The following is a 6,090-nucleotide window of genomic DNA, read 5'->3' on the forward strand; positions in this document are numbered from 1 at the left end:
CCATTACGACTAATTTCTTCCAGTTTCTTTCTCTGGCCTGAAGTAAGCATTACCTGATCCCGACGACCTCTTCCCATAAGCTCCAGTATTTTTGCACTATTATACACCATTTTCACCTTGATGGGCCAGAGCCCCTGGTTCTTCCTATCAATTTTTAGCGTTGGCGGAGGATGGTGGCGGCAGCTATATCGCCTGGTTCTTCCTATCAATTTTTAGCGTTGGCGGAGGATGGTGGCGGCAGCTATATCGCTTGTTTCTTCCTATCAATTTTTAGCGTTGGCGGAGGATGGTGGCGGCAGCTATATCGCCTGATGGTCTGTGGTGATAACTTCTTACCTAGGCAGGCTAATACACCATTTTCAGCTTGACACGCCAGTAGCAATAGCGTTTATATGTAAGTCCTAATGGTATTATCTAGTTCAAAAAATAATTAATCAAAACCAAAAGGAGATATACAGTGTTCTCAACTCTAAACAGTAATAATTTAACTTCCTCAGACTTATCATCGCTTTCAGAAACTACAGTAGTTGTTTTGGAAGATAATGAACTGGCACAAGATGCTATAAAAGAAGTAGTAGAAGATGAATTTAAGGGGAATCTAAAAGTAGTCAAAAGTAAAGAGGAAGCAATTGAAATGTTAGAACAACAGCAAGCTAAGTTCTTTATTTTTGATAATTATGTTGGGCAAAATAAACAGGAAGGTTTAGATGCTTTAGAGCAAGTTAGAGTAGAAAATAAAGATGCCTTTGTAGCTATTTTCTCCGCTTATCCAAAGCATCAACAGCAGGCCAGGAATCTCGGATGTAATTTGTTTGTTGAAAAGTCTGAAGATTTAAGAGCTTGTGTTCGCTATATCGCTCTCGGAATGATTCAATATAAGTTTGAGTTATCTATGCGAAAAAGTGACTTAAAAATATTTAGTAGGGGATTTAATGAGTTAGTTCAATCATCTGGTGCTTCACAGGATGAAAATAGCAACATTGAAGAGTATGAAAAACTTAAATCAGATCCGGAGTGGTTGGAAAAGAATCAAGGAAAATATGTTGTTTTTGTTGATGGAAAATTGGTCAAGATTAGTAATGATAATACTGATGAAAGTAGAGAAGTTTTGCTTAACTGGTTAATCAATAAAGAAGAGTATAGTGACAAGCAAAGGTTTTTTACAAAGGTTGAGATTGACTATGAAATTATTGACGAGCCAAGTTCTTTGTGGTTCGATTAATATAGTAATTCCTATACTGGTGAGGTACAAAATTCTTTTGTTTTAGGAGACAGGCAATAGAATAGAAATAAAGATAGGTGTACCTCATTAGTCTGAGAAAGGCTATATAACTACTTATGAATATTCACGTGCAATTATGATATACGGAAATCTTCAGACAGATACCTGCATTGGCCCACAGTGCAATATTACCGTTTATAACTCTGGGAATGCCAAGCAAAGTAAAAGTATTAGTGTTGATGCCATTATTGATACTGGTGCTGCTATAACTTGTATTCCCAAATCAAAACTTCAACGCTTAAATTTAATTCTATCTAGAACAATTACTATGAGAGATGCAAATGGAGGATCTTGTGATAGAAACGTTTATTTTGCTCATATCACAATAGCTGGTTCTACATTTGAAAACTATGAAGTTATCGAAATTTCTGATAGAAAACCTCCCCATAAAAATTATGCATTAGTTGGTAGAAATATTCTTAACATCAATAAAGTTGTACTGAATGGTGTTGAGCAAAAATGGAGATTGAATTGCGGTGAAAAATGCGATATTGCTAACATTTAAAAATAGTTTTATATATAATTTATATGAATAAAATAGCTAACTTTTTAACCAGATTTTATAAGTATATGTTTCTTGGTCAGATAGAGAATCGTGAGTCTGATTCTGCTATTTCAGTGGAAGAAGTTCCTGTGGAAGAATTGTATCCTGAGCCAGTAGAAAATGAAACAAAACCACAGCCACAGAAACAGAAAAAAAGGCCATATCTTTCCACAGAACAAATCAGAAATAAGTTAATTATTAGGATTAATGCAGTGTTAGTAATTGTTTGCTGTGCATCATTTATTGTGATTCTTATTTATACATTGTTTTATCCAGAAAAGTCAGTTCCGGATATTATTCAAAATGCTTTCTTTACAACATTAGGTTGGTTTGGTGGTGCTTTAGGAACATTTTTTCAAATGGAAAATGATTAAAAATCAACTCTCTTTTAACCGAATTATTAATAATTAATAATTAATAATTAAACAATTCTGGTTTAAAGCCTCCCCTTTTAAGGGGAAAAAAAGAAATAATATTTCCTTATTTTTAATCCTCTCGGTTTTAACCAGAGGTAATTATCAATTATCCATTATCCATTATCAATTAATGAACCACCATTCCTAATTGTTCAGATACTCTAAAATACTATTTGCCACATATTCAGCTAACTTCACAGGAACAGCATTACCAATCATTTGCTCTAAATTTGTTTTACATCCTTCCCAGATAAAATCTTCAGGAAATGTCTGTAAATAGCTTCTTTCTATAGTTGTTAATGGTCGAATTTCTGAAGATAATTTCGCTGAATCTCCTGGATGATTTTGATAAGTTTGAGGAATTGGTCTATTCACCCCTCTCACCGTAGCACTAGGTTCATCAATACTAAATATTGCTCTTCTTTTATAACTTCTGGGATGACGATAATAATGTTGAATTTCTAACTTATCCCCAAAATAATCTTTAACTGTCATCGGTTTTTTTGCCAAAGAAGTTTCTAAATATGGTTCAATTTCTTTATCTTTACCTCCATAAATTCCTATCAAAAAAAATCTCTTTCTCTTTTGAGGCACCCCACATAAACTTGCATCAATAATTTTTTCACTAATGCCATATCCAGCAGCTTTAAAAATGTCTTTAGTAATTCGATATTTTCTATAGTTAATAAATTGACTAACATTTTCCATCACAACAATTTGAGGCAAAATATTAGCCACTATTTGAGCAAAAGAAATAGTTAAATTTCCTCTACCTAAATCTTCATTACGCTTACCTGCACTAGAGAAATCTTGACAAGGAGGACCGCCAATAATTAAGTCTGGTTTAACTTGAATAAAGGTTTGATAATTAAAATCAGTTTTACTCAAATCATACTGATAAATTGGGTGATTAAAATTTTGATGATAAACCTTAATTGCAGGCTCCCAGTTATCAAAAGCAGCAACTATATTAAAGCCTGCATTTTGAAAGCCTAACGACATACCACCACATCCACAGAAAAGGTCAATTACGTTAATTTTGTGCATCTATATTCCAAATAGCATTCAGCAATTACAACGGATTCCAGGTATATGAAGTACAAAGATTAATAATTAAATGAATACAAGTGCGGGCATCTTGCCCGCGACGGGTGTACCTCATTAAAGTGGAATCTGCTGTAGTATTTTAGTTATCACCTTTCAATATTGTATATGATGGTCATTTCAGTTATCAGTTATCAGTTATCAGTTATCAGTTATCAGTTATCAGTTATCAGTACCTCTGCAATAAGGAGGGTTGAAATAAGGAATATGTTCTTTTTTTATCCCCTTAAAAAGGGAGGCGCATACCCACAATTTTTCGATAATATCATGTCCGGTAGCATCGTTTGTGTATAGAATTAAATCACAACAGCAAGAAAACCTTCTGCCTTCCTTCCATCAAAGAATAAGTATTCAAGCGGACATGATATAATATTAGGAAAGCTCAGAATTTTTCTCGTCATGCCGGTCCGAAAACTTTGATAGTTTATGATAATAATTTGAATAAATTTCATGGAGAAATGAGCGATTTATTGGGAGCTGTTATTAAATGATTAAATTAGAATTAATAAGGAGGTAATGTTATGACTATTATTCTTGATAATTTAGAGCCAGAAATCCTGGAAAAATTACAGAATCAAGCTTTAAATAACGGTAGGACTTTAACAGAGGAGATTCAAGTTATTTTAACGAAAGAATTAGCAAGTAAAACAATTAAAACTCCTGAAGAACTAGGATGGAGTAGAGGTTTCTTTGAAAGAACGGCTGGTTCTTGTGCAGATGACCCTATTGTAATTGATAATGGAGGCATTGACGAAAGTTTAGATGATAGTGTGCAAGAATGTTTCTGAAGGGTAGTTTCAGTTATCAGTTATCAGTTATCAGTACCTCTGCAATAAGGAGGATTTTCATAATAAATAGTCTCTTTTTTTATTCCTTTAAAAAGGGAGGTTTTAGACCACAATTTTTCGGTTAAAGATGAGGTATTTACTAGACACTAATGTAATTGTTAGGTATTTGAATCGGCGCTCTACTCTAATCAGAGATCGGCTAAAGCAAGTAGCTGTTAAGGATATGTTTGTTTGCTCTGTCGTCAAAGCTGAGTTATTTTATGGTGCAAATAAAAGTAATAATCCTGCCCAAACATTATTAAGACAAAAAGAGTTTTTGTCAGAATTTATTTCGCTTGATTTTGATGATAAATCAGCGGAAGTTTATGGCATAATTCGAGCAAATTTAGAGAAAAAAGGGACTCCTGTAGGGAGTAATGATTTACAAATTGCTGCAATAGCAATGGCAAATAATTTAACTTTAGTTACTCATAATACTAGGGAATTTGAACGAATTGACGGGCTAATTTATGAGGACTGGGAAGAAGAGAGGGAGTGAGGATAATTCGGAGCTATCTTGGCTTCATTATTTGGGCTTAAAAATTGTGTCAGTCCCAATAGTAGGAGTAAACAACTGTTCGCCCCTACTAACTTTTCCTATTTCTATCTAGAGATAATATTAACCAATATTTACCTTCACAACTTTATTCTTTTCAGCTTCCGCTTTAGGTAAATGTAGATGTAAAATACCATCTTTATATTCAGCCTTTACTTGGTCATTTTTCACCCGCGCTGGTAAAGAAATTACTCGTTGGAAAGCACCGTAACGAAATTCAGAACGAGTCATAGCTTTTTCTTCAGTTTTAGCTTCCTGACGACGCTCTCCTTTAATTGCTACAGCTTCCGCAGTTACTTGTACATCTACATCTTTAGCCTCTAAACCAGGAATTTCCAGTTTTAACTCAATAGCATCATGGTTTTCTTCCATTTCTGCTGCTGGTGTAAATGCTATGCCTTTTTCTTCACCGTTTAAATAAGGAGCAAAATTGTCAAAAACACGATTCATTTCTTTCTGTAATGAATCAATTTCACGCCATGGAGAAAAACGTACAATAGCCATAGTTGTTGCCTCCTAAATAAATGTTTTATGTATTAATTGAATTCGTTGTTGTTTCTAATTTTAGTAGAATTTTGGTAATGAGTAAGTTCGGTTACTTAGAGAGATGCGATCGCATTTCCCGTACTTCAGTTTTTCCGATCAAAATAATTGAGTCTAAAACCTCGCCTTTTAAGGCGACATATTTTTGGAGAGTTGCTCACGCATCCCCTACTTCCCCTCCTGGGGGGGGTTAGGGGTGGGTTGACTTCTGACTTCTGACTTCTGACTTCGTTAAATTTCGCACCTCTGTAGAGATAATATTAACCAATATTTACCTTCACAACCTTATTCTTTTCAGCTTCCGCTTTAGGTAAATGTAGATGTAAAATACCATCTTTATATTCAGCCTTTACTTGGTCATTTTTCACCCGCGCTGGTAAAGAAATTACTCGTTGGAAAGCACCGTAACGAAATTCAGAACGAGTCATAGCTTTTTCTTCAGTTTTAGCTTCCTGACGACGCTCTCCTTTAATTGCTACAGCTTCCGCAGTTACTTGTACATCTACATCTTTAGCCTCTAAACCAGGAATTTCCAGTTTTAACTCAATAGCATCATGGTTTTCTTCCATTTCTGCTGCTGGTGTAAATGCTATGCCTTTTTCTTCACCGTTTAAATAAGGAGCAAAATTGTCAAAAACACGATTCATTTCTTTCTGTAATGAATCAATTTCACGCCATGGAGAAAAACGTACAATAGCCATAGTTGTTGCCTCCTAAATAAATGTTTTATGTATTAATTGAATTCGTTGTTGTTTCTAATTTTAGTAGAATTTTGGTAATGAGTAAGTTCGGTTACTTAGAGAGATGCGATCGCATTT

General features: G+C 34.4%; 8 protein-coding genes. 5 read left to right on the top strand and 3 right to left on the bottom strand.

Annotation, left to right across the window (positions count from 1 at the left end; all coding sequences use genetic code 11):
- Positions 1-457: 457 nt before the first annotated feature.
- The 3 genes from F6K54_RS24015 (at position 458) to F6K54_RS24025 (ending at position 2,200) form a co-directional block, all read left to right on the top strand.
- The gene (locus F6K54_RS24015) at positions 458-1,222 is read left to right on the top strand and encodes a response regulator (protein WP_293082953.1); all 765 of its coding nucleotides are present in this window, start codon (positions 458-460) and stop codon (positions 1,220-1,222) included.
- Between the two features lie 136 nt (positions 1,223-1,358).
- Complete coding sequence (locus tag F6K54_RS24020) at positions 1,359-1,787, top strand: retropepsin-like aspartic protease (protein ID WP_293082957.1); 429 nt, start codon at positions 1,359-1,361, stop codon at positions 1,785-1,787.
- A gap of 23 nt (positions 1,788-1,810) precedes the next feature.
- Positions 1,811-2,200, top strand: a complete 390-nt coding sequence (locus F6K54_RS24025; protein ID WP_293082960.1) for a hypothetical protein — start codon at positions 1,811-1,813, stop codon at positions 2,198-2,200.
- Positions 2,201-2,386: 186 nt separating this feature from the next.
- On the opposite strand, the gene F6K54_RS24030 is transcribed toward F6K54_RS24025, so the two are convergent.
- Positions 2,387-3,289, bottom strand: a complete 903-nt coding sequence (locus F6K54_RS24030) for a DNA cytosine methyltransferase (protein WP_293082962.1) — start codon at positions 3,287-3,289, stop codon at positions 2,387-2,389.
- Positions 3,290-3,867: 578 nt separating this feature from the next.
- Here F6K54_RS24030 and F6K54_RS24035 point away from each other — a divergent pair.
- Positions 3,868-4,134: a hypothetical protein gene (locus tag F6K54_RS24035; RefSeq protein ID WP_293082965.1), complete on the top strand. Its 267-nt coding sequence runs from the start codon at positions 3,868-3,870 to the stop codon at positions 4,132-4,134.
- Between the two features lie 127 nt (positions 4,135-4,261).
- Entirely contained in the window at positions 4,262-4,672 is a 411-nt protein-coding gene (locus F6K54_RS24040) for a type II toxin-antitoxin system VapC family toxin (protein ID WP_293082968.1), read from the top strand.
- Positions 4,673-4,792: 120 nt separating this feature from the next.
- Here F6K54_RS24040 and F6K54_RS24045 read toward each other — a convergent pair whose 3' ends face one another.
- On the bottom strand, positions 4,793-5,233 hold the full coding sequence (locus F6K54_RS24045) for an Hsp20/alpha crystallin family protein (protein ID WP_293082971.1): 441 nt from the start codon (positions 5,231-5,233) through the stop codon (positions 4,793-4,795).
- A 299-nt stretch (positions 5,234-5,532) separates the two neighbouring features.
- On the bottom strand, positions 5,533-5,973 hold the full coding sequence (locus tag F6K54_RS24050; protein ID WP_293082971.1) for an Hsp20/alpha crystallin family protein: 441 nt from the start codon (positions 5,971-5,973) through the stop codon (positions 5,533-5,535).
- Between the last annotated feature and the right edge of the window lie 117 nt (positions 5,974-6,090).

It is taken from the genome of Okeania sp. SIO3B5 (genome assembly GCF_010692555.1).
GTDB lineage: Bacteria > Cyanobacteriota > Cyanobacteriia > Cyanobacteriales > Microcoleaceae > Okeania.

Excerpts from the sequence above, each read along its gene's own strand:
- F6K54_RS24020 (WP_293082957.1), top strand. The coding sequence starts at position 1,359 with ATGATATACGGAAATCTTCAGACAGATACCTGCATTGGCCCACAGTGC.
- F6K54_RS24025 (WP_293082960.1), top strand. The coding sequence starts at position 1,811 with ATGAATAAAATAGCTAACTTTTTAACCAGATTTTATAAGTATATGTTT.
- F6K54_RS24030 (WP_293082962.1), bottom strand. The coding sequence starts at position 3,289 with ATGCACAAAATTAACGTAATTGACCTTTTCTGTGGATGTGGTGGTATG.
- F6K54_RS24035 (WP_293082965.1), top strand. The coding sequence starts at position 3,868 with ATGACTATTATTCTTGATAATTTAGAGCCAGAAATCCTGGAAAAATTA.
- F6K54_RS24040 (WP_293082968.1), top strand. The coding sequence starts at position 4,262 with ATGAGGTATTTACTAGACACTAATGTAATTGTTAGGTATTTGAATCGG.
- F6K54_RS24045 (WP_293082971.1), bottom strand. The coding sequence starts at position 5,233 with ATGGCTATTGTACGTTTTTCTCCATGGCGTGAAATTGATTCATTACAG.
- F6K54_RS24050 (WP_293082971.1), bottom strand. The coding sequence starts at position 5,973 with ATGGCTATTGTACGTTTTTCTCCATGGCGTGAAATTGATTCATTACAG.